This is a genomic window from Burkholderia sp. HI2500, from assembly GCF_002223055.1.
Taxonomy (GTDB): Bacteria; Pseudomonadota; Gammaproteobacteria; order Burkholderiales; family Burkholderiaceae; genus Burkholderia.
This window is the reverse complement of the sequence record NZ_NKFL01000006.1, coordinates 452,484-478,641: the sequence shown is the minus strand read 5'-3', so window position 1 is coordinate 478,641 and position 26,158 is coordinate 452,484. Positions and strand designations below refer to the sequence as shown.

Here is a 26,158-nt window from a genome sequence, read left to right as displayed (position 1 = left end):
CGCGCAAGCGATGGCATTCGATCACAAGAACCACCGATACTCCCGCGCCCCGATCTCATTGCGAAAATCCAGCTCCTCCTGCCGCTTGTTCTCGCAATACACCATCACGAACTCGCTGCCGAGCCCTTCGCGCACGGCCGCGTGCTCCTGCATCCCGGCGACAGCCGACAGCATCTCCTTGGGGAAATCGATCCCACTGCCGCGATCCTCGTTGAGCGGCGCGATCGGTTCGAGCTTCGCGTCGAGCCCGTGCTCCATCCCGGTGAGAATCGCCGCGAGCACGAGGTAAGGGTTCGCGTCCGCACTCGCGAGCCGGTGCTCGATCCGCAAGTTGCGCGCATCCGACTCGGGAATCCGGATGCATGCGTCGCGATCCTCGAAGCCCCAGCTCGCGCGACTCGCCGCATTCACCATCGATCCGTAGCGCCGGAACGCATTGTGATTCGGCGCGAACACGGGCATGCAATGCGGCAGCAGCGCGAGGCAGCCGGCCACCGCGTGCCGCAGCGGCCGCTGCCCGTCCGCCGCGAGCAGGTTGCGCCCTGCATCGTCGTAGAGGCTCACGTGCACGTGCATCCCGCTGCCCGGCGCATGCAGGTACGGCTTGCCCATGAAGCTCGCGCGATAGCCGTGCTGCAACGCGACGCCGCGCGTGCTGCGGCAGAACATCGCCGACCAGTCGGCCGCGCGCAGCCCGTCGTCGCAATGGCCGAAATTGATTTCGAACTGGCCCGGCCCGAGCTCGGCGGTGATCACGGTCGCGTCGATTCCTTGCACGCACGCGACGTCGACCATTTCGTGCAGCACGTCGGAGAAGCGCGACAGGCGCTCGATATGCATGTTCGGCTGATCGTCGCGATCATCGGACAGGCGGTCGCGCGGATACTTCGGCATCCCCTCTTCGAGCTGCGCGGCAAACAGGTAGAACTCGAGCTCGAACGCGACGACCGGCCGGATGCCGCGCCGCGCGAGCCGTTTCAGCACGCGCGCCAGCACCTCGCGCGGCTCGAACTCGACCGGCGCGTCGGTGCCGTCCGTCGTGATCAGCATCTGGCCGAGCGGCTGCTTCTCCCAGGTCACCGGCTTCAGCGTGCCGGGAATCAACCGGCGCACGGCGTCTGGATCGCCGTCGTTGAAACAGTAGTCGCCGATCTTGTAGAGCCCGCCCTGCGTGCCGAGCAGGATGCAGTTCTGCGGCAGCTTCAGCAGCGAGCCGGCCGCCACCTTCTCGAGCGCATCGATCGGGTAGCGCTTGCCGTAGAAATGCCCGGGCAGGTCGAGGCAGATCAGGTCGACATAACGGATCTCGGGATGCGCCTGCCGGAATGCGCGGACCTCAGCGACCAGCGCGGGAACGACGTCAGCCATGTCTCATCCTTTCCATGTCTTGTATGGCGGTGCCGCGATGCGGCGAACCGGATTCATGCGGCACACTCGACAACAAACGCCGCATTTAAATCAGTACTGCAAACATGCTGCGTGGCGCGATGGCCTGCATCACCGCGCGCCCCGCGGAAAATTCAGGTGAATACCCAGATCACGCGCGTCGGCGCATCGGTCAGATTGGCATAACGAAAGCGCTTGTGCGCCGGAAGCTGGAATGCGTCGTTCGGGCCGAGCGTGACGGGCGTATCGTCGCCATCGACCCAGATCGTCAGTTCGCCTTCGAGCACGAAACCGCCCTGCTCGTCGCTGTCGTCGACGGGCCGCTCGCCGCTGCTCGCACCCGGCGCGAGATGGCTTTCGAGGATCGAGAAGCGCGAGCGCATGTTCGGCGACACGAGGATGTCGGTAATGCCGGCCGCGTAATACACGGTGCGCCGCTCGTCGGGCCGCGTCACCCACGGCACGCTGCGCGGCTTGCTCAGGCTGTAGAAATAGGTGGTCGGCACGCCGAGCGCCTCGCCGATCGCGGTGAGATCCGCCACCGTCGGGCGCGACAGCCCGCGCTCGACCTGCGACAGAAAGCCGACCGAGCGGCCGATCCGTTCCGCGAGATCGTTGAGCGTGACCTTGCGATGCTTGCGCAGGTCGCGGATCAGGATCGCCAGGCTTTCTATCTCTTCCTGTTCATTCATGGTGGGTTCCGGTGCAGTCAGACGGTATCGCGCAGACGGTACCAGGCCTTGCCGATCGCTTCCAGCGGCGCGGCGAGCCGGTCGCCGCCGGGGAAGCGCGGGTTGCGGATGCGCTGGTACTGCGCAAGCAGGCGTTCGTCGCCGAGCACCGCGTCGGCCACCGCGCGCGCACCGGCGAGCGTCGGCAGCACGCCGTGCCCCGAGAACCCCTGCAGCCAGAAACGCTGCCCGTGGCGGCCGATGTCCGGCGTGCGGCGCATGCTGATGTCGATGTGGCCGCCCCACGCGTAATCGATCGGCACGCCGGCCAGCTGCGGGAACACCCGTTCGAGGTGCGGGCGCGTCGCCGCCGCGATATCGGCCGGAATGCCGCCGAGATACGTGCAGCCGCCGCCGAACAGCAGCCGGTTGTCGGGGCTCAGGCGGAAATAGTCGGGCACGAACTGGTTGTCGATCACGCAACTGTTCTGCGGCAGCAGCGAACGGGCGACGTCGGGTGCGAGCGGCGCGGTCGCGACCTGGTACGTGCCGACCGGCAGCAGCCGGCGCGCGAGATCGCGATCGAGCCGATCGACGTAGGCGTTGCAGGCCAGCACGAGCACGTCCGCGCGTACTTCGCCGCGCGCCGTGCGGGCAACGTAGCCGCCGGCCGTCTCGCGGCAGTCGAGCACGCGGCTCTGCTCGAAGATGCGGCCGCCCGTGCGCTCGATCGTCTGCGCGAGGCCGAGCGCGAGTTTCAGCGGATTCAGGTGGCCGGCCTCGGGATCGTGCAGCGCCGCTAGGTAACGCGTGCCGCCGATCCATTCGGGCATCTCGTCACGGCCGATCACGCGCAGCCGGTCGTAGCCCCAGCGCTCGGCCGCTTCGTCACGCGCCTGCTCGAGCATCGCGACACGCCGCGGCCGCACGGCCGCCCACAGGCTGCCGGGCCGATAGTCGATGTCGAAACCGTGCCGCGCGGGCAGTTCGCGCACCTCGGCCGCGGCCCAGCGCATGCTGTCCCACAGCAGGCGCGCGCCGTCGCGGCCGAGCGAATCCTTGAGCGGCTGCATGTCGCACGACCAGCCGAGCAGCGCCTGCCCGCCGTTGCGGCCCGACGCGGCCCACGCGACGCGGCTCGCTTCGAGCACGACGACCCGCTTGCCGGCGAGCGCCAGGCGCAACGCCGTATGCAGCCCGCTGAAACCCGCGCCGACGACGAGCACGTCGGCATCGATGCGCTCGTCCAGCGTCGGACGATGCGGGATCGGCGCCGGGTAAGTGCCGGCGTAGTAGCTTGCGACGTGACGGTCGGACTGCACGAACATGCGGACTCCCGTGAAAATTACGCCGAGAAATTTCATGAAAAATTAGCACGGCAATTTCACGGAGGCAAGCGGGCAAAAAAACGCCGGATCGGCCGATACACGACACGCGTTGCGCATGAACCGCACCGCCCCGGTGAAGGTTCCTGCCATCCACCCGGACGAAATTTTTACGGTTGTAAAAATTTTGGACTGAGAGAATGACCCGCTGAAACAGCGCGTCACCCATCCAAGCACGGCCCCCGTAACCCCTTTCAGACCCGACCCAATCGCTGACGGGAGACCAGAAAGATGCCCACGAACCGGGATGCAAGCCCGATGGCCGAATCGGATCACGGAGAATTCTCGCTGAGCGAAGTCCCGCTCGAGAAACGCACCGGATTCCTGTCCATCACGATGGTGTTGTTGAGTTTCACGTTCTTCACGGGAACGATGTTTGCCGGCGGCAAGATCGGTGTGGCCTTCGACGTCGTCAGCATGATCCAGATCGCCGTCATCGGAAACCTGTTGCTCGCCGTCTATGCGGCGTCGCTTGCGCTGATTGCCGCCCGCAGCGGCCTGAATGCGGTGCTGATGGGGCGGTTCTGCTTCGGGGAAACGGGCAGCAAGCTGTCCGATTTCCTGCTCGGCTTCGCCGAACTCGGCTGGTACGCATGGGGAACCGCGACGGTGGCGATCGTATTGGTCAAGCTGCTGGGCTGGCCGCCCGCCGTGACCACGCCGCTGATGATCCTCTTCGGCTTCGGATTTTCGATCACGGCCATCATCGGCTATCGCGGCATGGATGTGCTGTCGCGCGTCTCCGTGCCGCTGATGTTCGTGCTGCTGATGACGTCGATGTGGATCGCCACCCGCGATATCGGCGGGTGGGCCGGCCTCACGCATGTCGCGCCGTCCCAGCCGATGCCGTTCTCGGCCGCCGTGACCATGGTCATCGGCACCTTTGCCAGCGGCGCGACCCAGGCCACCAACTGGACCCGCCTCGCACGCAGCGCGCGCAGCGCCGTCTCGGCCAGCATGATCGGATTCTTCGCGGGCAACGGCCTGATGATCATCGCGGGCGCATACTGCGCGATCGTCTATCAGCAAGCCGACATCGTCGAGGTGATGATGCTGCAGGGCCTGTCGATCGCGGCGGTCGTGATGCTGTGCCTCAATCTCTGGACCATCCAGGGGCCGACGATGTACAACGTGGCGGCCGCCGGATGCCATCTGCTGCGCACCGAACGGCGCCGCACGCTCGTACTCGTGGGCGCGGCGATCGGCATCGTGCTCGCGGTCGGCGGGATGTATGCGTGGCTGATTCCGTTCCTGGTGCTGCTCGGCTCGATCATTCCGCCGGTCGGCGGCGTGATCATGGCGGACTACTGGTACCGCCATCGCGGGCAATATCCGTCGCTCGCCGCCGCCCGCCTTCCGCGCTTCAACCTGGTCGGCCTGGCCGCGTATGCCATCGGCGCCGGACTCGCCTATACCTCGCCGTGGATCGCGCCGCTCGTCGGCATCGCGGCGTCCGCCGCCGCCTACATCGTGCTGCTGCAGATTGCCCGCGCATTCACGCGCGAGCCGTCCGTTCAGGGTGAATGATTCCGCTGCGCGCCCTCCCGCCCCCAAAACCACAGGAATCCTCATGAAAATCATCAACGCCAGATTGCGCGGCCGTAGCGGCCTCTTCACAATCGACATCGATGCGGGCACGATTCGCGGCATCGACATCCAGCCGTCGCCGCTGACGTCTCAAGGGGACGACGTCATCGATGCGGGCAGCCATCTCGTCATCCCGCCGCTGGTCGAGCCGCATATCCACCTGGATGCGACGCTGACCGCGGGCGAACCCGAGTGGAACATGAGCGGCACGCTGTTCGAAGGTATCGAGCGGTGGGGCCAGCGCAAGGCCACCATTACCCATGAGGATACGAAAGCCCGCGCCCACACCACGATCGGCATGTTGCGCGACAACGGCATCCAGCACGTGCGCACGCACGTGGACGTCACCGATCACACGCTTGCCGCGTTGAAGGCGATGCTCGAGGTCAGGGACGAAGCGCGCGATCTCATCGATCTGCAGATCGTCGCCTTCCCGCAGGAAGGCATCGAGTCGTTCGAGAACGGACGGGCGCTGATGGAGCGCGCGATCGACATGGGGGCCGACGTCGTGGGCGGCATTCCGCATTTCGAGAACACGCGCGACCAGGGCGTGAGCTCCATCAAGTTCCTGATGGAACTCGCGGAGCGCAAGGACTGCCTGGTCGACGTTCATTGCGACGAAACCGACGATCCGCACTCGCGCTTCCTGGAAGTGCTTGCCGAGGAAGCGCGGGTTCGCGGGATGGGCCCGCGCGTCACCGCCAGCCACACGACCGCGATGGGTTCCTACGACAACGCCTACTGCTCGAAGCTGTTCCGGTTGCTGAAGCGCTCGGACATCCATTTTGTTTCGTGTCCGACCGAAAGCATCCATCTGCAGGGGCGTTTCGACACGTTCCCGAAACGACGCGGCATCACGCGTGTCGCGGAACTCGATCGCGCCGGCATCAACGTATGCTTCGGACAGGATTCGATCAAGGATCCGTGGTATCCCATCGGCAACGGCAACATCCTGCGCATCCTCGACGTCGGCCTGCACGTGTGCCACATGCTCGGCTACGAAGACCTGCAGCGATGCCTCGACTTCGTGACGGAGCACAGCGCCCGTGCGATGTCCCTGGGGGACCGCTATGGCATCGCGGTCGGGCGGCCGGCCAACCTGCTGATCCTCGACGCGGATTCCGACTATGAAGTGGTTCGCACGCAGGCCAAGGTGCGCGTGTCGCTCCGTGCCGGGAAGGTCATCATGCAGCGCACGCCCGAACACATCACCTATCCTGAAGCGGGCACGCGTTGAGCGGGCGACGACACTGGTCCGACATGCCGGAGGACGCATCGTGAGGCACCCGTCCGAGCCGACTGCGGAAGCGCCCGGCCGGCCTCACGGCCGGCGCGAAGCGCTGCGCGACACGCTCGAGGCGACCATTCTCGCCGCGGCCGAGGAATCGTTTGCCATTGACGGATTCGAGGGCAGTTCCGTTGCGACGATCGCAGCGGCCGCCGGCCTGTCGAAGCAGAACCTGATGTACTACTTCCCCACGAAGCTGGCGCTCTACCAACGCGTGCTGGACGACGTCTTGCGGGACTGGCTCGGCAGGATGCGGGAATTCGCGGCGCCCGATCGCGAGCCCGCGGAAGCCATGTCGGCCTATATCCGGGCCAAACTCGAATTCTCCAGAAATCGCCCGCATGGATCGCGGGTATTTGCGCTGGAGATCATCGGCGGCGCCAGGACCTACGGAAAGGAAATTCGCAAACAACTGATTCCGGTGTTGCGCGACGACATCCGGGTGCTCGAACGCTGGATCGAGGAGGGCAAGGTCAGGCAGGTCGATGCCGAGCACCTGTTCTTCCTGATCTGGGCAGCCACGCAGGCGTATGCGGATTTCGCTCCCCAGATGCTGCTGGTGCTCGGCAAGCGTGCGCTGGGGAACGACGATTTCGACGCGGCTTACCGCACGATCTCGGATCTGGTGCTCAACGCATTGATCACCGGCGACGGAAAGCCGGATTGACCGCTTGACCGCCTCCGTCGCCCTTCATGCACGGCACCCCGGCGCCGTCGACACTCGCCGGGGAACCGCCGGTCAGTCGTGCTTGTGGCGCTTCTTGTGCTTGTTGCCGCGGTAATGATCGTTGGAACGCGAGTTGTTGCGCGACACGTGGCCGCCCAGCGCCGCGCCCGCGCCACCGCCCAAGCCGGCGCCGACGAGCCCGCCGGCCGTGCCGCCCATCGCGTTGCCCGCAGCGGCGCCTGCGCCGCCGCCCAGTGCGCCGCCGACGATCGCGCCCGTGCGTTCGTGTTTGTTCGACGTCACCGCACCACCCGCGCCACCACCCACTGCCCCGCCGATCACGGTGCCCGTGCTGCCGCCAATCGCGTTACCGACCGCCGCGCCGGCGACGCCACCCAGCGCGCCGCCCAGTGCGTTGTTCGTGTCGCCTGCCACAGCCGGCAGCGACACCACCGCCGCCGCACCGACCACCACGGCCATCCCCGCCAGTTTCTTCAACATCTGTCTGCCCTCTCCGCCTTGCGAATTATCGATGCGCAAATCTAGCACCTTTCCGGACAGCCCATCGTAATGAAGCGTTAAATCGGGCAGTGTCATGGCCGGAGCGCGCGTGTTTGCGGCTTCGGGTGGCCGGCCGCCGGAGCGTGGGACCGCGCGAGATCGCGGCCTAGCTCGACGCATCCGAAAACGCGCCGGAGTGCGTGATGCGATGTCGAAGAAATTCAAGCAACGCATGCACTTTGCGTGAGTGGCGGCGATTCGGAAGATAGGCGGCATAAACGCAGACGGTCTGGTCGAGCGGGTTGATCGAGTAGTCTTCGAAAAGACGCGTGAGCCGCCCCGCCATCACATCCTCTTCGACGAGCCATTGGGGAAGCAGTGCGATGCCAAACCCGCTGATCACGGCCTCGCGCAGCACGTCCGAGTTGTTCACCGAAAGTCTGCCGTTGATCTCGACATGCTCGGTGCTGCCTGCGCGAGTGAACGACCAACGCTGCACCGCGGCCTGGTACGCAAAACGCAGGCATTGATGGTTTCGCAGATCGTCCGGAGAAGCGGGCATTCCGTTGCTTTCCAGATAGTCACGACTCGCGACGACATAGCGATGATGTTCCGCCAGGCGATTGACGATCAGATTCGGCTGGTTTGCAGGCGTGCCGATGCGCACCGCAACGTCAATTCGCTCGGTCGCCAGATCCAGGTACGAATCCGACAGCACCAGATCCAGGGATACGCGGGGATGCTGCTGCAGGAAGCCGGCGATGTGCGGCCCCAGGCACAGGCGCCCGAAGGTCACGGGCATCGAAACACGCAGCGGTCCAACCGCGTCGCCACCCGTGTCGGACACACTCCCATCGGCTTCGTCGAGGTCCGACAGCACGCGCGTGATCTGCTCCAGATACGCGGAACCGGCATCCGTCAACGTCACGTGACGCGTCGTGCGAGTCAGCAACGCGCTGCCAAGAGACTTCTCCAACGCGTCCATCAGGCGCGTCACCGACGAAGTGGCCACCCCCATGCGGCGGGCCGCCTTCGAAAAGCCCCCCGTTTCCGCGACGTCGATGAATGCCCGCAACGCAAGAAGCTTGTCCATGCCTTGTCCTTTATCTTTGCGCGCACCGCAATGCTGGTTTGCGATCGGTTCATATTCTTTTACCCTGACGCAAAGCCTAAAGTGCTTGAACCGTCAACGCAAGGAGCCTCCAAATGAATCCGCTCGACATCCAGGTCACGTACGACTTCATCTGCCCGTGGTGCTGGATCGGCCACGCACATCTCAAGGCAGCGCTCCGGGAGGCCAACCTGGCCGTCGCACCGACCGTCAAGTACCTTCCGTATGAACTCAATCCGACCATGCCCAAGGACGGAATCGATCGAAAAGCCTATCGCAGCGCCAAATTCGGAAGCTGGGCACGTTCGCAGGCAATGGATGCCGACGTCACGCTGGCGGGCAAACGCGCAGGTGTCGAATTCAACTACGACCGCGTAGCGGTCACGCCCAACACGCGGCTTGCCCATCGCCTGATGTTCCTCGCTCAGTCCAAGGGAGATGCGGCCCGGACCGAAGCACTGTTCGAGGCGGTTTTCTCGGCCTACTTTTCCGACGGACAGGACATCGGCATGGCCGAGGTTTTGGTCAGCCTCGCGGAAAGGACGGGTTTCGACGCTGACGAAGTGCGCAGTTTCCTGGCGACGAACGACGGCGAGCGCGAAGTCGTTGCCGACGAACTGCGGGCCGGGGCGGCCGGCATCCGGTCGGTGCCGACAATCCGTGTGGGCGGCGTTCCGGTTAGCGGTGCACAACCGGTTTCGGTACTCGCTGAAGTGCTTCGGCACGCCGCCGGCGACACAACCGCCAAAGCCGCCGTCTGAACCGACACCTGCAGGTGAACGCAAGCGCGCACGCTCGATTCGCTGAATCGGGCATGCGCGCCAAGCACAACACACGCTACTCGTTTGGAGAGATTCATGGTCGCCACCGCAAAAGCCAGGCCGCGCGCACTGATCATCGGCGGCTCGCTCGGCGGGCTCTTTACTGCAACGACGCTGCAAGCCGCGGGGTGGGACGTCGACATCTTCGAGCGCTCCCCGAGTGAACTGGACAGCCGAGGGGGTGGAATCGTGTTGCAGGGCGACGTCCTGTCAGCATTTCATTTCGCCGGAATTCAGACCGACGCCGCGCTCGGCGTGCGGTCGGGCGACCGCATCTACCTGGACCATACCGATCGCGTCATCCAGCGCAGCTTCATGCCGCAGACCCAGACGTCCTGGAACATGCTCTACGGCACGATGAAGGCGCACCTGCCCGCGCAGGTCTTTCATCCGGGCGAGCGCTTCGTCCGCTTTGAACAGAACGGCGACCGGATCACCGCCTGCTTTGCCAGCGGCCGCATCGAAACCGGCGATCTGCTCGTCGGCGCGGACGGCGCACGCTCCACGGTCCGAGAACAAGTTTCTGCCGGCCTGGCACCCACCTACGCCGGATATGTCGCGTGGCGCGGGCTCGTTCCTGAAGCGGCACTCCCGGCAAGCGCCGCGGATGTTCTCAAGGGAACCTTTGCCTTCCAGCAAGGCCCCGGTCACCTGATGCTCGAATATCTCGTCCCGGGCGAAGACCTGTCGACGCAGGAAGGTCAGCGGCGCTGGAACTGGGTGTGGTACCGGAAGGTTGCCCACGGCGAAGAACTCTCATCGTTATTGACCGACCGCTCCGGGATACGCCACTCGTTTTCGCTGCCTCCGGGCGCATTGAAAGACGAAGACCTCGCCAGCCTGACGCAGGCGTCGAAGGCGCTTCTCGCGCCGACTTTCCAGACGTTGGTTGAAGCCACCCACGAACCGTTCGTCCAGGCCATCCTGGATCTGCAGGTGAAGCAGATGGTGTATGGCAGAGCGATCCTGCTGGGCGACGCCGCCTTCGTTCCGCGCCCTCATACCGCGGGCAGTACCGCCAAGGCAGCCGCCAACGCATTGACGTTGGCCACGGCGCTGCAATCCGCGGATTCCGACATCGATGCAGCCCTGTCGCGTTGGCAGGCTGAACAATTGAGTCAGGGCATCGACATGACCGAATGGGGAATGAACATCGGCGACCGGATCATGGGCATCCCGCGCAGCCATGTCGTCCTGACGAGCGCTTGAGCAACAACGGCCGCACATACTGGCGCGAAGCCGTGTGGCGGCGGCGTCGGGCACACGTCGCCAAGCGGAAGCGGCTATCGTCGCGGAACACGGGCAGCGCTGCGCGATCATGTGCTCGGAAGCGGTGTGGTGGCGCTGCCACCGGCGGATCGTGTCCGACTACCTGATCGCGCGCGGCGAAACGGTGCTGCACATCATGGGCCCCCACCGCGTGGAACCCGCGCACCTGACGGCCGGCGCGGTGATCCGGCCTGACGGCACGATCGTCTATCCGGACGCCGGGGACGACGCCACGGCGCCGGGGGCAACCGCGCCCCCGAACGCATAGCGCGGCGCCCCGTTCGATGGCACGGCCGGCAGCGCGTCGCGAACATCGTCAGTTCCGCGCCGATGCGGCCGCGCCATTCGCCTGCATCAGGCTCGTGCGCACCGCCGGCATCCCCGACGTCACCGCGCCGCCGGCCGGAATCGTCCCGGACGGGGAAGCACCGACCGGCGTCGCCAGCGCCACGCCACCCAGTGAATTGCCGTACGCGACGATATCGGCGGCCGGGCAGTTGTTCGTCAGCAGCGACACCGGCATGCCGGCGATCGACGCGAGCGCCGTGTCGGCCACCGCGAAATGGCAGACGTTCCCCACCGCCCGGAAGCCGTCATAGCCCGAGCCCGATACGCGGTTGCCCTTCACGACGACGTACGACACCATCCCCGACCAGGTATCGAGCTCGATCGCGGCCTGATGGGTAGGCGGCAGGCCGTTGTTCGCATTCGTGCCGTCCTGGATCGCGCCGACGACGTTGTTCTCGATCAGCACGTCCGACACGCCGTAGGTTTTCCAGCTATCCTCCTGCGCGACCAGGATGCCGGCCGCCTTCTGCACGCCGCTGACGGTGTTGTTCGAAATCGTCACGGTCCGCCCGCCGACCACGGAGATGCCCCGCCCCCAGTAGTTTCCCGATACCGTGTTCCCGTCAATCAACACGTTGGCGCTGAGGCGGCCGTCGCCCTGGTAGCTGACGACGGCGATCAGGTCGTCCCCGGTGTTCTTCACCGTGTTGCCGCGCACCAGCACGTTGGTCGAGCCGTACGTGGTGTGGATGCCGTCGGCCAGCGTCGCCTGCACGGTGTTGCCCACGATCGCCACGCTGTTGCCGCCGAACACGAAGATCCCGGCGCTGGCGCCACCCTGGATCGTCACGCCGAGCACCTGGACGCCGGTGCCCGTCACCTCGACCTTCGTCGATGCGGGCGTCGTCAGCCGCGTCGTACCCGTGCCGACCAGCGTGACGCCGACGAGCGTCGAACCGCTGCCGCTCATCACGATGGTCTGATCAGCCGGGTTGGTCGCAACCAGCGTCGCGCCATAGCCCGAGATCACGACGTCCGCCTTGGACACCGTCAGCGACCGGCCGACGATGTAGCGTCCCGGCGCGAGCACGAGGCGCTGGCCCGGCTGCAATGCATCGAACGCGGCCTGCAGCGCGTCGGCCTGGTCGCCGCCGTTCGCCGTCGGCTGGACGGTCACGGTCGAAAGCGCCGGCGCGCTGCGCGACGGATGCGCATGACGAACACCGCCCGGCGTGTAGGCGGCCGCCGGCGATGCGGCGAAACATGCGGTGCAGATCAGACAGACGGCCGTACTCGGACCGACCCCTCGAAACGACTTTTTCATGGTTGTTCTCTCACGCCCGTTCGCCCGCGACGACCGGCCAACGGCTGGCGGTCGCGAGGCGTTCGAGCAACGGCGATCGCACGGCGCGTGACACACGCGGCGCACCATCCCGACTGCGACATTCATTTGCTCCGCCGATGCGGCGGAGCAACGGCAACGAAGCGCCGTCGCGTGGCCGCGATCGACACCCGGTCGCCTGTTCGCCCGCCGGCGCCCATGCGTGTCCCCCGAGGAAAGGCGGCCCGATTCCGACGCGCCGGCACCGCGTGGCCGGAATCGAACCCGTCAACAGGAACTGCGTTCCCGAGCGCACCGGACGCCGGCTGCCCCCCAACCCTGCCGGTTCTTTCCCGCCGCTCATCAACCAGTCTATTTCACGCGCGTCGTTCGACAATCCGACATTGGCCGCGCGACGTCGTAAGACCGCCCGTCTGCCCGCCCGGGCCATCCTCGACCTTGGTCGCGGGCCAGCCGGCACCGTGGGCTGCGCCGGCCAGGAAGGCCCGCGACGACACCGCGGTCGCACCCATTCACGCCGCCCGCGGTCCTGCATTACCATCGTGCGTTCGCCGCGCCTGCCCGCTTCCGGCAGGTGAGCCCCGCCACCTTCCGCGCCCGCTCCCATGCTCGCTCTCGTCATCCTCGCCGGCCTGTGGGCCGGACTGCAGAACACCCTCGCCGGCGGCGGCTCGTTCGTCACGCTGCCCGCGCTGATCGTGTCGGGCATGTCGCCGCTCGCGGCGAACATCACGTCGACGGTCGCGCTGTTTCCCGCGCAGGTCACGACCGGCTGGGCGAGCCGCAAGATGGTGCGCGGCGTCGGCAGGCTGTCGTTTCGCGCGATGTTCTTCATCAGCGTGGTCGGCGGTGCGCTCGGCGGGCTGCTGTTGCTGAAGACTCCGTCGTCGATCTTCTCGCGCCTCGTGCCGTGGCTCGTGCTGTTCGCGACGATCGTGTTCGCGTGGGGCAGCTTTTTCCGCAAGCCGGGCGAAGGCACGGCCCACCTCGGCACCGTCCCCGCCGCGCTCTCGCAGTTCATGATCGCGATCTACGGCGGCTACTTCGGCGGCGGGCTCGGCTTCCTGATGATGGCCGTGCTGACGATGGCCGGCCTGTCGCCGCGCCACGCGATGTCGACGAAGAACGCGCTCGCGGGCGTGATGAACGCATCGGCCGTCGTGCTGTTCCTGACGTCGCCGCACCTGCACTGGGGCAAGGCGCTCGCGCTCGGCGGCGGCGCGATCGTCGGCGGGCTGCTCGGCACCTGGGCGCTGCATCGCGTGAACGAACGCGTGCTGCGGATCGGGATCGTCTGCATCGGCGCGGTGCTGACCGTCGGGTTGTTCGCCAAGCCGATCTGACGCGCGCGCACGCCTGCCGCCATCGCGGCAATTGATGAGCAAACCGCAAGACGTCTTTCGCATATCTCGTTTGCCGTGACGACGGTGTCCGCCCACAATCCGGGGGTCGTCGTCATCGCCCTCTCGCGGGCACCGACCGGCACTTCGCGGCCGCCATTCCGATTCACCGCCGGCGGCCCGGCACATCGCGTCACACACGCTCCCTCGACATCGGCGCCCCATGCGGCGGCAGCACGCTTGCCGCCGCGCGGCCCGATGCGTTCCCGGCCAACGGGCCAACAATAACTAGAGGTAGGAGATGCAGGACAACTCGTTGAGGCAAAGCCTCAAGCAACGGCACATCACGATGATCGCGCTTGGCGGCGTGATCGGCGCGGGCCTGTTCGTCGGCTCCGGCGCCATCATCGCGACCGCCGGCCCCGCGGCGATCCTGTCGTACCTGATCGGCGGCGTGATCGTCACGCTGGTCATGTTCATGCTCGGCGAAATGGCGTCCCGCAACCCCGACAGCGGATCGTTCTCCACCTACGCAAGCAGCTATCTCGGCGAATGGGCCGGCTTCGCGGTCGGCTGGCTGTACTGGTTCAAGTCGATGATGACGATCACCGTCGAGGCGATCCTGCTCGGTGCGATCCTCCACGATTTCCTGCCGTGGCTGCCGGTGTGGGGCGGCGCGCTGTTCATGCTCGTCACGCTGATCGCGAGCAACGCGTACTCGGTGCGCTCGTTCGGCGAAGCGGAATACTGGCTGTCGTTCGCGAAGGTGACGACGATCATCATCTTCATGGCGCTCGGCGCATCGATCCTGCTCGGCTTCCAGCCGCGCATTCCCGCGCCGGGGCTCGTGAACCTGACCGATCACGGCGGCTTCATGCCGAACGGCATGGCGCCCGTGCTGGCCGGCGTGATGGTCGTGATCTTCTCGCTCGGCGGCAGCGAAATCGCGGCCGTCGCGGCGGGCGAATCCGAGAACCCGAGCAAGAACGTGATCCGGGCGATCAAGAGCGTGATCGTGCGCGTGATGGTGTTCTACGTCGGCTCGGTGTCGATCCTGATCCTGTGCATGCCGTGGACCGACAAGGCCAACCTGAAATCGCCGTACGTGTCGCTGTTCAGCATGGCGGGCTTCACGGGCGCGGCCGTCGCGATGAAGATCGTGCTGTTCGTGTCGTTCATGTCGGTGATGAACTCGTTCCTGTTCTCGAACTCGCGCATGCTGTTCTCGCTCAGCCAGCGCGGCCACGCGCCCGCGATGTTCGGCCGGACCAACGCGAAAGGCGTGCCGATGAACGCGCTCGTGCTGTGTCTCGCGATCTGCGTGTCGATCCTCGGCGTTCACTTCGTGAGCGGCGGCGACCTGTTCCTGATGCTCGCGAAGAGCAGCGGCGCGTTCGTGATGATCGTGTGGATCTTCATCATCGTCGCGCACTTCGCGATGCGCCGGCAGGACAAGCACGCGCCGCGCGATCCGCAGGCGTTCCGCGCGTGGTTTTATCCGGTGTCGAACTGGATCGCACTGCTGGCGCTGGTGGCCGTGCTCGGCTCGCAGGCGTTCAACCCGGATTCACGCTTCCAGTTCTGGTTCACGGTATTGACGGCGCTGGCGATCGTCGCGGCCTATTTCCTGCGCCGCAAGCCGGCACAACTCGGCGAGACGGCCGGCGCGAAGGCGCGCTGACCGTTGCTCCAGGCGGGTGAGCGGCGCGCCGGTCGGCCGCCGCTCGGTTGCTCGACGTCTCAGTTGTTCAATCTCTCGGCCGCTCAATCTCTTGGCCGCTCAGCCGAACGGCCGCACGCCGATCAGCCAGCCGTGCAGGAACAGTGCGAAGAGCGCCCACACGACGAGCCCGGCCACGATCGCCACGACGTCGCCCGACAGCCTGCCCGCCGGATAGCGCACGCCATCGCGGCGGTCACGCGCGCGCCACACGACGAAATCGACCAGCGCCCATACGAAGAACGCGCCGAACAGCACGACTGCGTGCAGCGTGCCGTTCGCGAGCAGGTGCGCGATGGCCCACACCGCCACGCCGGCCACCATCGGATGGCCGACCAGCGTCTTGATGCGGTTGCCGGGCACGTAGGAGGCGGCGATCAGCACGAACGCGATCGCGGTCAGCATGCCGGTGAGGTGGCGCACGCCGACGGGCGACACCCACAGCAGCGTCGCGCCCTGGCGCGCGATGCCGTACCCCCAGATGATCAGCACGAAGCCGATGATCGACGCGATCGCATAGGGGCCCTTCCAGCGCTTCTCGCCGATCCGCTCGATCGTCGCTGACCGCCAGCCGTCCGCGACGATCCGGATCGAGTGCACACCGAGGAAGATCGCTAAACCGAGAATCAGGACGAGCATCGGCTGTCTCCGTCTGGAATGATGAGTGGGGGGAAGCGTCCCGCGCGGCGTACGATGCGCCGTTCGCGGAGCCGGTGGCGAGGCCGGCGAGGGTCGCGCCAGGCACGGGTGCAACCCGCGCCGATCATAAACGCCGAGGCCGCCGTTGTGAAGCATGGGGGATGTGCGGTGCGGCACGCGCTTGACGCTTTCGTGACTGTGTCCCTCCCCCGGCTGCCCTTGTGCCAGCCGGCGCATGTCGCGTGAATCGTCGGGCGACGGCCGGGGCGACAAAAAAGAAAAGTCGCGCGGCTTTCGCTTCGCGCGGCCGGCACTATGTTTGCTTGCGCTTCGCCGGGGATTTCGCTGCCGGTGTCGACGGCGGCTTGATCGTTCGCTTCGATGCCGACTTGGCTTCCTGTGCAGAAGCAGGCTTCGGCGACGCTTTCGATGCCGGTTTGGCGATTCGCTTCGACGCGGGCTTCGCTTCTTGAACCGGCGCAGCTATCGGCAGTCCTTTCGATACCGGCTTGGCGACCCGCTTCGACGCGAGCTTCACTTGCTGCGCCGGCTTCGCTTTCGCCACCGCCCTGGCCTTGCGCTTCGGCGGCCCCGCCAGCAGCGCCGCGCGATACGCGCTGCGGCACCAGTCGAACAGCGCGCCGGCATCCTCGAGCACGTCGGCCGGCGTTTCGTAATAGCCGTCGAGCGAAACCGTGCGCGTGGGCCGCTCGTACGAGAACGGCCCCATCCCCGCCGCGACGAACGCCGGACGGTTCACGTCATCCACACGCAGGAACAGCGACCCGCGCGACATGAAGCCGAACATCACGCCGTCGAGCCGCAGCGCCGCACCGCTGAAGAAGCGCGCGACCGTGACGTTGCCGAGCGGCGCGAGCTGATACGCGATCTCCTCGCCGTGCGCCTGTTCCGATTGCCAGCTCATGCGGATGCCCTGCAGCGCTGCGTCCACGCGTCGAGCTCGGCTTCGTCGAAGCCGATCGCCGCCGCGCTCTCGCGAATCTGCCGCCACGTCGCGCGATCGACCGGGATGCCGCCGGCACCGCGCGCCGCGCGGCTCGCTTCCTCCGGCTCGCCCGGCACCTGCACCGGCGCATCGCCCGCCTGCGGCGACGCCTTCGCCCATGCGACGAACGCATCGGCTTCGCGCTGCGCGTCGGCCGCATCGAACGCGTTCGGGTCGATCAGCACCGACAGCATCCCGTTGACGATCGCGCTCGTCTTCTGCAGCGTGTCACCGTAGGTCGTATGCCCGCCGACGAGCGCGCCGCCGAAAATCTCGCACATCGCCGCCAGCGCGTACCCCTTGTGCAGCCCGAACGGCAGCAGCGCACCGAACGGCTGTTCATGCATCACGGCCGGATCGTCGGTCGGCTGGCCGCGAGAATCGATCAGCGACCCGGCCGGCACGCGCTTGCCCTGGTTGTACGCGACGCGCGTCTTGCCGTACGCGATCGCGCTCGTCGCGAAATCGAGCAGCAGCGGCGGCTGGCCCGCACGCGGATACGCGGCGCAGAACGGGTTCGTGCCGAAGCGCGGATCGGTGCCGTGCAGCGGCGCGACCAGCAGGTCGCCCGGCACGTTGACGAAATGGAACGACACGAGCCCCGAACGCGCGCACTGCTCGGCCCAATGCCCGATGCGGCCGAGATGATGCACGTCGCGCAGCCCGATCGCGCAGATGCCCATGCGTCGCGCACGGTCGATCCCTTCGACCATCGCCTCGAACGCGATCACCTGGCCGAAGCCGCGCCCACCGTCGATCGTCAGCACCGCGCCGCCGTCGCGCGCGATCGACGCGTGCCCGTTCAGCTGCAACTGCCCTTCCCGCCACGACGCGACGTAGTTCGGGATCATCCCGATCCCGTGCGAATCGTGGCCCGCGAGATTCGCGCCGACCAGGTGATCGGCGACGAGCCTTGCCTCGCGCTCGCTGCTGCCGGCCCGCTCCCAGAGTGCCGCGACGAATGCATGCAGCGGTTCGGCGCGCATGCGCAGCGGTTCGGTATCGGGCGTCGGCAGTGCGGTCATCGGCAAGGTTCCGTGAAGTTGGGTCGGACAGTGGTCACTGCTGAGCGCGAAGCAATCAGCGCGCGGTCGCGATCACGTCCGCGACCGCCGCCGTCAGCTTCTTCGCGTACGGCACGTGCAGGAATTCGTTCGGGCCGTGCGCGTTCGACTTCGGCCCGAGCACGCCGCATACCATGAACTGCGCGGACGGGAACCCTTCCTGCAGCACGTTCATCAGCGGGATCGTGCCGCCGAGCCCCATGTACGCGCAATCGGCGCCGAAGTGGCGGCGCGACGCGGCATCGAGCGACGACGCGAGCCACGGTGCGAGATCCGGCGCGCTCCAGCCCGTCGCGGCACCCGCGTCCGGCTTGAACGTGACCTTCGCGTTGTACGGCGGATCGAGTTCGAGCAGTTCCTTCAGCTGCTGCACGGCCTGCGCGGCGTCGACGAGCGGGGGCAGGCGCAGCGACAGCTTGAACGCGGTGCGCGGACGCAGCACGTTGCCCGCATCGGCGAGCGCCGGCAGGCCGGCCGCGCCGGTGACCGACAGCGACGGACGCCACGTCGAATTCAGCAGCGCCTCGCGCGGATCGGTCGTGGTCGGCAGCACCGGCTTGCCGTCCGCGCCGCAGGCCCACGGCAGCCCCTTCCATACGGCGTCGCCGAGGATCGATGCGGCCGCTTCGGCCTCGCGCACGCGGCTATCGGGAATCTCGCAATGGAACACGCCCGGCAGCAGGTTGCCGTTCTTCGCGTCCTCGAGGCGTTCGAACAGCTGGCGCATCACGCGGAAGCTCGACGGCGCGATGCCGCCGAACACGCCCGAGTGCACGCCTTCCTCGAGCACCTCGACCTGCAGGTCGCCGGACACGAGCCCGCGCAGCGACGTGGTGAGCCACATCTGGTCGTAGTTGCCGGCGCCCGAATCGAGGCACACGACGAGCGACACCTGGCCGAGCCGGTCGCGCAGCGCATCGACGTACGGCAGCAGGTCGTAGCTGCCCGATTCCTCGCAGGTCTCGATCAGGCCGACGCAGCGCGGCCGCTCGATGCCCTGCTCGTCGAGCGCGCCGAGCGCCGCGAGGCTCGCGTAGATCGCATAGCCGTCGTCCGCGCCGCCGCGGCCGTACAGCTTGCCGTTCTCGTACTTCGGCGTCCACGGGCCGAGGTCCGCGCGCCAGCCGTCGAATTCGGGCTGCTTGTCGAGGTGGCCGTACAGCAGGATCGTGTCGGTGCTGCCCGAGCGCGTGGCGGGCGATTCGAAGAAGATCACCGGCGTGCGGCCGGGCAGGCGCACGATCTCGAGCTTCAGGCCCTTCACGGGCTGGCGCTCGGCCCACTGCGCGGCATCGGTGACGACGCGCTCGAGATAGCCGCGTTTCGCCCAGTCGGGGTCGAATGCGGGGCTCTTCGCGGGGATCGCGATGTAGTCAGTCAGGGCGTGGAGGATTTCATCGTTCCACTTGCGCTCGATGAAGGTAACGAGCTTGTCATGGTCGAGGACGGGGGTAGTGTCGACGGAGGTCATGGTGGTGGTGCCTGGATCGGGCTGACGAAAACCCAGATGATACGCCGATGCTCCCGCGCCGGCGCCCCCTTCCCGGCCGCTCAGACCGCCTGCGGGAACGCGTCGCGCAGCCCCGCCGCACACGCCAGCGCGTCGCGCCACAGGCGTTGCGTCAGTTCGCCCGCATCCGCTTCACGCGCGAGCGCCGCGGCCTCGCCCGACCACAGCAGCGAGAAGTCGTCGCGGCCCTGCCGCTCGAATGCGCCGCGCAGCGGATCGACCGCGGCCGTCGCGAGCGGGAACGCCGGCGCGAGCGCGCTCATCGGCCCCTGCTCGCGCATGAAGCGCGTCAGCAGCCCGCGCGCGGGGCGGCCCGTGTACAGGTTGGTCATGCGTGTGCCGTCGTCGCGCGCGGCGCGCACCGCCGCGCGATGCTGTGCCGAGCGGCCGGCTTGCGGCGTCAGCAGGTAGCCCGTGCCGATCTGCACCGCGCGTGCACCGAGCGCGAACGCCGCCGCGATGCCGCGCCCGTCGGCGATCGCGCCGGCCGCGATCACCGGCGCGCGCACCGCGTCGACGATCTGCGGCAGCAATGCGAACAGGCCCGGTTGCGCGTGGATGTCGTCGGTCAGGAACATCCCGCGATGGCCGCCCGCCTCCGCGCCCTGCGCGACGATCGCGTCGACGTCGCGCGCATCGAGCCAGCGCGCTTCCTCGACGGTCGTCGCGGACGACACCACCCACGCACCCGTGCGCCGCACGCGCTCGAGCAGCGCATCATCCGGCAACCCGAAATGGAAGCTGACGACGGCCGGGCGCAGCTCCTCGACGACCGCGCACATCGCATCGTCGAACGGCGCGCGGCCGGGGCCGCCCTTCACGTCGGCCGGATCGAGACCGGCTTCCGCGTAATAACCGGCGAGCGCCACACGCCAGCGTGCCTCGACCTCGGCGTCGGGCGCCGGCGGCGTGTGGCAGAAGAAGTTCACGTTAAACGGCGCGGGCGTGCGCGCCCGGATCGCCGCGATCTCGTCGCGTAGTTGCTGCGGGCCGAGCGCCGCGCACGCGAGCGAGCCGAGCCCGCCGGCTTCGCACACCGCGATCGCGAGCGGGCTCAGCGAACCGACCATCGGCGCCTGGATCAGCGGCAAACGGGAAGGCAGCGTCGTCATCGGAATCGTCCTCGGGGAAGAAGCGGTGGTCGCGCGCGCCGGCGGCGCGCGTTTGATGCGCCCGATATTAACCGACAAACCCGAACCCCGATTGGTGCGCCATTTACGTCACGAATTGATTTAACCGAATCGGGAAAAATGATTATTTACGGCAGATTCAGCTGCGCGATCCCACCATCCATGGCCGAGACCAATGAAAACGCCCACATCCTTACTGCACGGCTCACCCACATCCAAATTCAAACATCGATTCACGGGTTTCAATGACATTCATCAATATTCAAGTTATTAAATACCGGCGTTTACCCTTATTAAAAACCACCAAGGCGATAACATGAAAACGTTAAATAAAACGACGATTCATGCCGGAATCGTCAACCGGCGCCACGCCGCGCCACTTCAACCGCAACACGTCTCGTCAAGGAGCGTCGCATGTCCGATGCCAGCTCGTCCTCCTCCCGCGCCGCCGCCCCGTCGGCCGCGGCTTCCGCGCCGAAAATCGGCGTCATTCCCGCCACGCTGATGGTCGCGGGCAACATGATGGGCTCCGGCGTCTTCATGCTGCCCGCGAACCTCGCCGCCACCGGCGGCATCGCGATCTTCGGCTGGCTGATCACCGTCGTCGGCGCCGTGTCGCTCGCGCTCGTGTTCGCGAAGCTCGCGGCGATCGACCCGGCCGCCGGCGGCCCGTATGCGTATGCGCGCAAGTCGTTCGGCCCGTACATGGGCTACCAGACCAACCTGATCTACTGGCTCGCGAACGTGCTCGGCAACGTCGGCCTCGCGGTCGCCGGCCTCGGCTACCTCACGCATTTCTTCCCGGTCCTGAAGGACCCGCTCGTGTTCGCGCTCGCGCAGATCTTCGTGATCTGGCTGTTCACGTACGCGAACATCCTCGGGCCGAACGTCGTCGGCCGCGTGCAGTCGGTCACGACGATCTTCGCGCTCGTGCCGATCCTCGGGATGGCCGTGTTCGGCTGGTTCTGGTTCAGCAAGGACGTGTACTTCGCCGGCTGGAACGTGTCGGGCACCAACAGCTTCAGCGCGATCGGCGCGACGCTGAACTTCACGCTGTGGGCGTTCATCGGCGTCGAGAGTGCGTCGGTATCGGCCGGCGTCGTCGAGAACCCGTCGCGCAACGTGCCGATCGCAACCGTCGGCGGTGTCGTGCTCGCGGCCGTCTGCTACGTGCTCAGCTCGACCGTGATCATGGGGATGATCCCGAACAAGGCGCTGCTCGCCTCGAGCGCGCCGTTCGCGGATGCCGCGCGCCTCGCGCTCGGCGACACGGCCGCGAACGCGGTCGCGATCTGCGCGGCGCTCGGCTGCCTCGGCTCGCTCGCGGGGTGGACGCTGCTGGTCGGCCAGACCGCGAAGGCGGCCGCCGACGACGGGCTGTTCGCCGGCGTGTTCGCCCGCGTGAACTCGAAGAACGTGCCGTCCGCGGGCCTCGCGATCGTCGCGCTGATCATGTCGGTGCAGGTGCTCGCGACGATGTCGCCCAGCGCCAGCGAGCAGTTCGGCAAGATCGCGTCGATCGCCGTGATCATGACGCTCTTGCCGTACATCTACTCGTGCATCGCGATCAAGGTGCTCGGCTACGGCAAGATGCCGTCGCACCAGTTCACGTTCTACACGATCGTCGGCCTGATCGGCGCCGTCTACGCGCTGTGGGCAATGGTCGGCTCCGACGGCCAGCAAACGCGCTGGTCGCTGATCTTCGTCGTCGCGACGATCGTCATCTACGAGCTGTCGATCAACCGCCAGCGCGAGATCGAGGAAACCCACATCCATCCGGGCGGCCGCTCGCCGCGCTGGGTGCGCTATCTCGCGCTCGGCGTGACCATCGCCGCGCTCGCCGCCACCTTCTGGATCTCCGTGGGCCGTCACCAGGCCGACACCCTTCACGCGCGCTCGCCGGCCGTTGCCGCGAGCGTCCAGGCAACCCAGCAAACGGGGGATTAAACAATGACTGCTTCCTTGACCCAACCGGCCTTCCGCCGCCTCGGCATGAAGGCGCTGCTCGTGCAGCACGACATCGATGAACGCACGGCCACCGGGCGCGCCGCGACGGCACTTGCCGAGGAACTGCGCGCGCGGCTCGTCGACGTCGTGATCGCGACGTCCGCCGACGATGCGCGCGCGGTGGTTGCCGCCGATCCGGCGATCCAGTGCCTGCTGCTCAACTGGGAACTCGGCAACGACGCCGACCATGCGCCCGCGCAGGCCGTACTCGACGCGATGCGCGCACGCAACGCGACCGTGCCCGTGTTCCTGCTCGCGAGCCGCGCGAGCGCGTCCGCGATTCCGGTCGACGCGATGCGCAAGGCCGACGACTTCATCTGGATGCTGGAGGACACCACCGCGTTCATCGGCGGCCGCATCGTCGCCGCGATCGAGCGCTACCGCGAAACCGTGCTGCCACCGATGTTCCGCGCGCTCGCGAAGTTTTCCCGCGTGTACGAATACTCGTGGCACACGCCGGGCCACACGGGCGGCACCGCGTTCCTGAAATCGCCGGTCGGCCGTGCGTACTTCGAATTCTTCGGCGAATCGCTGTTCCGCTCCGACCTGTCGATCTCGGTCGGCGAACTCGGCTCGCTGCTCGATCACTCGGGCCCGATCGGCGAAAGCGAACGCTATGCGGCGCGCGTGTTCGGCGCGCATCGCACGTATCACGTGACGAACGGCTCGTCGATGTCGAACCGCGTGATCCTGATGGCGAGCGTCACGCGCAACCAAGTCGCGCTGTGCGACCGCAACTGCCACAAGTCGGCCGAGCACGCGATGACGATGTCGGGCGCGATTCCGACCTACCTGATTCCGTCGCGCAACCACTACGGGATCATCGGGCCGATCATGCCCGAGCGGCTGACGGCCGCCGCCGTGCGCCTCGCAATCGACGCGAACCCACTCGTGCGCGGCCGCGACGGCATCGACCCGACGCCCGTGCATGCGCTGATCACGAACTCGACGTACGACGGCCTCTGCTACAACGTCGCGCGCGTCGAGGCACTGCTCGGCCAGAGCGTCGATCGATTGCATTTCGACGAGGCATGGTACGGGTACGCGCGCTTCAACCCGATCTACCGCGACCGTCACGCGATGCACGGCGATCCGTCGCAACACGACGCGAGCAAGCCGACCGTGTTCGCGACGCAATCGACGCACAAGCTGCTCGCCGCGCTGTCGCAGGCATCGTTCATTCATGTTCGCGACGGCCGCAACCCGATCGAGCACGCCCGCTTCAACGAGGCGTACATGATGCATGCGTCGACGTCGCCGAACTACGCGATCATCGCGTCGAATGACGTGAGCGCCGCGATGATGGACGGCCCCGGCGGCGAGGCGCTGACCACCGACGCGATCCGCGAGGCCGTCGCGTTCCGCCAGATGCTGGCGCGCCTGCATACGGAATGCGCGGAGAACAACGACTGGTTCTTCAACGGCTGGCAGCCCGATAGCGTCGTCGATCGCAAGACGGGCCGGCGCGTGCGCTTCCACGAAGCGGACGAGACGCTGCTCGCCACCGATCCGTCGTGCTGGGTGCTGCATCCGGGCGACACGTGGCACGGCTTCGGCGAGATCGAGGACGACTACTGCATGCTCGATCCGATCAAGGTGTCGATCGTCACGCCGGGTGTCGCGGCGCACGGCGGGCTGATGCCGGTCGGCATTCCCGCGTCGGTCGTCACCGCGTATCTCGACCGGCACGGGATCGTCGTCGAGAAGACGACCGACTTCACGATCCTGTTCCTGTTCTCGCTCGGCGTGACGAAGGGCAAGTGGGGCACGCTCGTCAACACGCTGCTCGACTTCAAGCGCGACTACGATGCGAACGCGCCGCTCGAGCAGGCGCTGCCCGAACTCGTCGCGCGTTATCCGGAACGCTACGGCAAGCTCGGCCTGCGCGACTTGTGCGACCTGATGTTCAGCGCAATGAGCGACCTGAAGACGACCGAGATGATGTCGCGCGGCTTCTCGACGCTGCCGAAGCCCGACTACAGCCCGGCCGAGGCGTTCGAGCATCTGGTGCACAACGACATCGAGATGCTGGAGCTCGCGGAGATGGAAGGCCGCACCGTCGCGACGGGCGTCGTGCCCTATCCGCCCGGCATTCCGCTGCTGATGCCCGGCGAGAACGCGGGGCCGGCCGACGGCCCGCTGCTCGGCTACCTGAAGGCGCTCGAGCAGTACGACCTGCGCTTCCCCGGCTTCACGCACGACACGCACGGTGTCGAGGTCGAGGATGGCGTGTATCGCATCGCGTGCATCAAGCAGAAGGCGCGCGATACCCGCACGCGCTGAGTACGCAACGCAACCCGACGCCGTGCCGCCGCCCGGCGGCGCGCGTCGCCACTTGCAGGCGGCGTCGGCCGCTCAGGCGGCCGGCCTCTCTCGGTGAGGCGCGATCTTGCGCCACTGCGGTGTCATCGGAAGAAAACGTCGGCAGGAATCGGTACCGCGCTCAGGCGTCCCGTGTGCTTTCGCCGCGACTCATCCCGCGCCGGTACGCGGCCGGGCTCGTCGCCGCGACACGCCGGAAATGCCGGCGCAGCGACTCCTCGGAACCGAACCCCGCACGCGCCGCGACCTGCGCGAGCGACAGCGCGGGATGCGCTTCGAGCATGTCCTTCGCGACGTTCACGCGTTCGCGGATCAGCCACGCGAGCGGCGACATCCCCGTCGCGTCCGCGAACTGACGCTGCAGCGTGCGCGTGCTCATCGCGGCCTGCGCGGCGAGCGACGCAAGCGTATGCGGCTCGGCCGCGTGCGCGCGCATCCAGTCGATCAGCTTCGCGAGCCGGTCGGTGCCGCCCGGCGCGACCGGGCGCGGCACGAACTGCGCCTGCCCGCCGTCGCGATGCGGCGGCAGCACGAGGCGCTGCGCGACCCGGTTCGCGATCGCGCCGCCGTGATCGCGGCGCACGAGATGCAGCAACATGTCGAGCCCCGCCGCCGATCCGGCCGAGGTGATCACCTGCCCTTCGTCGACGTACAGCGCATCGGGATTCACGCGCAGCGCCGGATAGCGCGCCTGCAGTTTCTCCGCATAGCGCCAGTGGGTCGTCACCGTGAGGCCGTCGAGCACGCCGGCCGCGGCCAGCACGAACACGCCCGAACAGATCGAGCAGAGCCGCGCGCCGCGACGATGCGCGGCCCGCAGTTTCTTCAGCAGCGGCTCCGGCGGCAGTTCGTCCGGATCGCGCCAGCCGGGAATCACGATGGTGTCGGCGCGATCGAGCGTCGCGAGCCGATAGGGCGCGGCGACCGTGATCCCGCCCGCCGCGCGCACGGGCCCCGGCTCGCTCGCGCAGACCGCGAAGCGATACCAGTCGACCCCGAGCTCGGGGCGTTCGAGGGCGAACAGTTCGACCACGCAGCCGAATTCGAACGTGCAGAGGCGATCGTAGGCGAGCGCGACGACGAGATGATTGTGCATGGCGCGAT

Annotated in this window: 22 protein-coding genes; 10 read left to right on the top strand and 12 right to left on the bottom strand. The window is 67.1% G+C overall.

The window, feature by feature from the left end; all coding sequences use genetic code 11:
- Positions 1-21 precede the first annotated feature (21 nt).
- From CFB45_RS19845 to CFB45_RS19835, 3 genes are all read right to left on the bottom strand, one after another.
- Positions 22-1,368 carry a glutamine synthetase family protein gene (locus tag CFB45_RS19845; RefSeq protein ID WP_089427005.1) on the bottom strand — a complete coding sequence of 449 codons (1,347 nt, stop codon included), beginning with the start codon at positions 1,366-1,368 and terminating at the stop codon, positions 22-24.
- A gap of 152 nt (positions 1,369-1,520) precedes the next feature.
- Positions 1,521-2,078, bottom strand: coding sequence for a helix-turn-helix domain-containing protein (locus CFB45_RS19840; RefSeq protein ID WP_089427004.1), 558 nt, complete (start codon positions 2,076-2,078; stop codon positions 1,521-1,523).
- Positions 2,079-2,095: 17 nt separating this feature from the next.
- Entirely contained in the window at positions 2,096-3,385 is a 1,290-nt protein-coding gene (locus CFB45_RS19835) for an NAD(P)/FAD-dependent oxidoreductase (RefSeq protein ID WP_089427003.1), read from the bottom strand.
- 288 nt (positions 3,386-3,673) lie between these two features.
- Between CFB45_RS19835 and codB the strand changes: the two genes are divergently transcribed.
- From codB to CFB45_RS19820, 3 genes are read left to right on the top strand one after another with little or no spacing between them, the layout of a single operon-like run.
- Entirely contained in the window at positions 3,674-4,969 is a 1,296-nt protein-coding gene (gene codB / locus CFB45_RS19830) for a cytosine permease (RefSeq protein WP_367620789.1), read from the top strand.
- A 43-nt stretch (positions 4,970-5,012) separates the two neighbouring features.
- Positions 5,013-6,266 (top strand): cytosine deaminase, encoded by a 1,254-nt coding sequence (gene codA / locus CFB45_RS19825; protein ID WP_089427002.1) that lies wholly within the window; start codon positions 5,013-5,015, stop codon positions 6,264-6,266.
- 40 nt (positions 6,267-6,306) lie between these two features.
- Entirely contained in the window at positions 6,307-6,984 is a 678-nt protein-coding gene (locus CFB45_RS19820) for a TetR/AcrR family transcriptional regulator (RefSeq protein ID WP_089427001.1), read from the top strand.
- A gap of 72 nt (positions 6,985-7,056) precedes the next feature.
- Here the strand turns inward: CFB45_RS19820 and CFB45_RS19815 are convergent, their stop codons facing one another.
- Both CFB45_RS19815 and CFB45_RS19810 read right to left on the bottom strand, forming a co-directional pair.
- Positions 7,057-7,485, bottom strand: a complete 429-nt coding sequence (locus tag CFB45_RS19815; protein ID WP_089427000.1) for a hypothetical protein — start codon at positions 7,483-7,485, stop codon at positions 7,057-7,059.
- Positions 7,486-7,651: 166 nt separating this feature from the next.
- Entirely contained in the window at positions 7,652-8,578 is a 927-nt protein-coding gene (locus CFB45_RS19810; RefSeq protein ID WP_089426999.1) for a LysR family transcriptional regulator, read from the bottom strand.
- 113 nt (positions 8,579-8,691) lie between these two features.
- Between CFB45_RS19810 and CFB45_RS19805 the strand changes: the two genes are divergently transcribed.
- The 3 genes from CFB45_RS19805 (at position 8,692) to CFB45_RS19795 (ending at position 10,954) form a co-directional block, all read left to right on the top strand.
- Positions 8,692-9,357, top strand: a complete 666-nt coding sequence (locus tag CFB45_RS19805) for a DsbA family oxidoreductase (RefSeq protein ID WP_089426998.1) — start codon at positions 8,692-8,694, stop codon at positions 9,355-9,357.
- Positions 9,358-9,453: 96 nt separating this feature from the next.
- A complete protein-coding gene (locus CFB45_RS19800; RefSeq protein ID WP_089429052.1) occupies positions 9,454-10,626 on the top strand; it encodes an FAD binding domain-containing protein in 1,173 nt (390 codons plus the stop codon).
- Positions 10,627-10,660: 34 nt separating this feature from the next.
- Positions 10,661-10,954, top strand: a complete 294-nt coding sequence (locus CFB45_RS19795) for a DUF488 family protein (protein ID WP_089433019.1) — start codon at positions 10,661-10,663, stop codon at positions 10,952-10,954.
- Positions 10,955-11,002: 48 nt separating this feature from the next.
- Here the strand turns inward: CFB45_RS19795 and CFB45_RS19790 are convergent, their stop codons facing one another.
- Entirely contained in the window at positions 11,003-12,298 is a 1,296-nt protein-coding gene (locus tag CFB45_RS19790) for a right-handed parallel beta-helix repeat-containing protein (protein ID WP_089426997.1), read from the bottom strand.
- Positions 12,299-12,921: 623 nt separating this feature from the next.
- Between CFB45_RS19790 and CFB45_RS19785 the strand changes: the two genes are divergently transcribed.
- Entirely contained in the window at positions 12,922-13,659 is a 738-nt protein-coding gene (locus CFB45_RS19785; protein WP_089426996.1) for a sulfite exporter TauE/SafE family protein, read from the top strand.
- Between the two features lie 298 nt (positions 13,660-13,957).
- Positions 13,958-15,337 carry an amino acid permease gene (locus CFB45_RS19775; protein ID WP_089426995.1) on the top strand — a complete coding sequence of 460 codons (1,380 nt, stop codon included), beginning with the start codon at positions 13,958-13,960 and terminating at the stop codon, positions 15,335-15,337.
- 99 nt (positions 15,338-15,436) lie between these two features.
- Here the strand turns inward: CFB45_RS19775 and CFB45_RS19770 are convergent, their stop codons facing one another.
- The 5 genes from CFB45_RS19770 to CFB45_RS19750 form a co-directional block, all read right to left on the bottom strand.
- The gene (locus CFB45_RS19770) at positions 15,437-16,015 is read right to left on the bottom strand and encodes an NnrU family protein (RefSeq protein ID WP_089426994.1); all 579 of its coding nucleotides are present in this window, start codon (positions 16,013-16,015) and stop codon (positions 15,437-15,439) included.
- Between the two features lie 313 nt (positions 16,016-16,328).
- Complete coding sequence (locus CFB45_RS19765; protein ID WP_089429051.1) at positions 16,329-16,940, bottom strand: TfoX/Sxy family protein; 612 nt, start codon at positions 16,938-16,940, stop codon at positions 16,329-16,331.
- Complete coding sequence (locus CFB45_RS19760; protein WP_089426993.1) at positions 16,937-18,046, bottom strand: malate/lactate/ureidoglycolate dehydrogenase; 1,110 nt, start codon at positions 18,044-18,046, stop codon at positions 16,937-16,939. The genes CFB45_RS19765 and CFB45_RS19760 overlap by 4 nt, the downstream gene beginning before the upstream one ends.
- 55 nt (positions 18,047-18,101) lie before the next feature.
- On the bottom strand, positions 18,102-19,556 hold the full coding sequence (locus tag CFB45_RS19755) for a M20 family metallopeptidase (protein WP_046548379.1): 1,455 nt from the start codon (positions 19,554-19,556) through the stop codon (positions 18,102-18,104).
- A gap of 80 nt (positions 19,557-19,636) precedes the next feature.
- Positions 19,637-20,707: an NAD(P)H-dependent flavin oxidoreductase gene (locus tag CFB45_RS19750; protein WP_089426992.1), complete on the bottom strand. Its 1,071-nt coding sequence runs from the start codon at positions 20,705-20,707 to the stop codon at positions 19,637-19,639.
- Positions 20,708-21,139: 432 nt separating this feature from the next.
- Between CFB45_RS19750 and adiC the strand changes: the two genes are divergently transcribed.
- The gene (gene adiC, locus CFB45_RS19745; protein ID WP_089426991.1) at positions 21,140-22,672 is read left to right on the top strand and encodes an arginine/agmatine antiporter; all 1,533 of its coding nucleotides are present in this window, start codon (positions 21,140-21,142) and stop codon (positions 22,670-22,672) included.
- Positions 22,673-22,675: 3 nt separating this feature from the next.
- On the top strand, positions 22,676-25,015 hold the full coding sequence (locus tag CFB45_RS19740; protein WP_089426990.1) for an Orn/Lys/Arg decarboxylase N-terminal domain-containing protein: 2,340 nt from the start codon (positions 22,676-22,678) through the stop codon (positions 25,013-25,015).
- 160 nt (positions 25,016-25,175) lie between these two features.
- Here CFB45_RS19740 and ftrA read toward each other — a convergent pair whose 3' ends face one another.
- Positions 25,176-26,150, bottom strand: a complete 975-nt coding sequence (gene ftrA, locus CFB45_RS19735) for a transcriptional regulator FtrA (RefSeq protein ID WP_089426989.1) — start codon at positions 26,148-26,150, stop codon at positions 25,176-25,178.
- Between the last annotated feature and the right edge of the window lie 8 nt (positions 26,151-26,158).

What these genes read in the sequence shown, in the direction of transcription:
- CFB45_RS19845 (WP_089427005.1), bottom strand. Translation starts at nt 1,368, where the DNA reads ATGGCTGACGTCGTTCCCGCGCTGGTCGCTGAGGTCCGCGCATTCCGG.
- CFB45_RS19840 (WP_089427004.1), bottom strand. Translation starts at nt 2,078, where the DNA reads ATGAATGAACAGGAAGAGATAGAAAGCCTGGCGATCCTGATCCGCGAC.
- CFB45_RS19835 (WP_089427003.1), bottom strand. Translation starts at nt 3,385, where the DNA reads ATGTTCGTGCAGTCCGACCGTCACGTCGCAAGCTACTACGCCGGCACT.
- codB (WP_367620789.1), top strand. Translation starts at nt 3,674, where the DNA reads ATGCCCACGAACCGGGATGCAAGCCCGATGGCCGAATCGGATCACGGA.
- codA (WP_089427002.1), top strand. Translation starts at nt 5,013, where the DNA reads ATGAAAATCATCAACGCCAGATTGCGCGGCCGTAGCGGCCTCTTCACA.
- CFB45_RS19815 (WP_089427000.1), bottom strand. Translation starts at nt 7,485, where the DNA reads ATGTTGAAGAAACTGGCGGGGATGGCCGTGGTGGTCGGTGCGGCGGCG.
- CFB45_RS19810 (WP_089426999.1), bottom strand. Translation starts at nt 8,578, where the DNA reads ATGGACAAGCTTCTTGCGTTGCGGGCATTCATCGACGTCGCGGAAACG.
- CFB45_RS19805 (WP_089426998.1), top strand. Translation starts at nt 8,692, where the DNA reads ATGAATCCGCTCGACATCCAGGTCACGTACGACTTCATCTGCCCGTGG.
- CFB45_RS19800 (WP_089429052.1), top strand. Translation starts at nt 9,454, where the DNA reads ATGGTCGCCACCGCAAAAGCCAGGCCGCGCGCACTGATCATCGGCGGC.
- CFB45_RS19790 (WP_089426997.1), bottom strand. Translation starts at nt 12,298, where the DNA reads ATGAAAAAGTCGTTTCGAGGGGTCGGTCCGAGTACGGCCGTCTGTCTG.
- CFB45_RS19785 (WP_089426996.1), top strand. Translation starts at nt 12,922, where the DNA reads ATGCTCGCTCTCGTCATCCTCGCCGGCCTGTGGGCCGGACTGCAGAAC.
- CFB45_RS19775 (WP_089426995.1), top strand. Translation starts at nt 13,958, where the DNA reads ATGCAGGACAACTCGTTGAGGCAAAGCCTCAAGCAACGGCACATCACG.
- CFB45_RS19770 (WP_089426994.1), bottom strand. Translation starts at nt 16,015, where the DNA reads ATGCTCGTCCTGATTCTCGGTTTAGCGATCTTCCTCGGTGTGCACTCG.
- CFB45_RS19765 (WP_089429051.1), bottom strand. Translation starts at nt 16,940, where the DNA reads ATGAGCTGGCAATCGGAACAGGCGCACGGCGAGGAGATCGCGTATCAG.
- CFB45_RS19760 (WP_089426993.1), bottom strand. Translation starts at nt 18,046, where the DNA reads ATGACCGCACTGCCGACGCCCGATACCGAACCGCTGCGCATGCGCGCC.
- CFB45_RS19755 (WP_046548379.1), bottom strand. Translation starts at nt 19,556, where the DNA reads ATGACCTCCGTCGACACTACCCCCGTCCTCGACCATGACAAGCTCGTT.
- CFB45_RS19750 (WP_089426992.1), bottom strand. Translation starts at nt 20,707, where the DNA reads ATGACGACGCTGCCTTCCCGTTTGCCGCTGATCCAGGCGCCGATGGTC.
- adiC (WP_089426991.1), top strand. Translation starts at nt 21,140, where the DNA reads ATGTCCGATGCCAGCTCGTCCTCCTCCCGCGCCGCCGCCCCGTCGGCC.
- CFB45_RS19740 (WP_089426990.1), top strand. Translation starts at nt 22,676, where the DNA reads ATGACTGCTTCCTTGACCCAACCGGCCTTCCGCCGCCTCGGCATGAAG.
- ftrA (WP_089426989.1), bottom strand. Translation starts at nt 26,150, where the DNA reads ATGCACAATCATCTCGTCGTCGCGCTCGCCTACGATCGCCTCTGCACG.